At 57.1% G+C, this 499-nt stretch carries 2 protein-coding genes; both read right to left on the bottom strand.

Annotated elements, in window-relative coordinates; all coding sequences use genetic code 11:
- Positions 1-138, bottom strand: a 138-nt coding sequence (locus Q4563_RS23545) for a molybdenum cofactor biosynthesis protein MoaE (RefSeq protein WP_336623038.1), incomplete at its 3' end; no start/stop codon positions are given.
- Position 139: 1 nt separating this feature from the next.
- Complete coding sequence (locus tag Q4563_RS15875; protein WP_303434673.1) at positions 140-391, bottom strand: MoaD/ThiS family protein; 252 nt, start codon at positions 389-391, stop codon at positions 140-142.
- Positions 392-499: the final 108 nt, after the last annotated feature.

Here is a 499-nt window from a genome sequence, read left to right as displayed (position 1 = left end):
GATGGTGTCACCCTGATTCTGTTCTCTGACCCGGCCGACAAAAAAGACCACGGCACCATCATCGCGATTGTCCTGACAGAGCTGCTGATATTCGTCGGCAACGGAAAAATCATCACGCTGTACCCGGATATCATCCATATCAACCTCCCGTCATGGGCGGAAACAAGGCGACCTCATCGCCGCTGTTGATCACCATGGTTTCATCATTACAAAGCGACTGGTTGATGGCGACCAGAGCCTGCCCGGCTGCGAGGGAGTCCGCGTGCTCGGTAAACTGCTGTTGCAGCGCCAGGCGCATGGCCTGCACGGTGGTTGGTGCTGCCAGTGTCAGATTGATCGCTCCGGTACCAAGCTGGTCTCGCAATCGGGCAAACAGTAATACCTGAATCATGGTGATACCTCCTGGGGGGCATCAACCTGCCAGTGACCGGTTTTGCCTCCGAGTTTTTCCAGCACCCGGATGCCACCGAGCGTCATACCGGGGTCGACGGCCTTGCAC

It is taken from the genome of Gilvimarinus sp. 1_MG-2023, from assembly GCF_030548285.1.
This window is presented reverse-complemented; position numbering and strand designations above follow the sequence as displayed.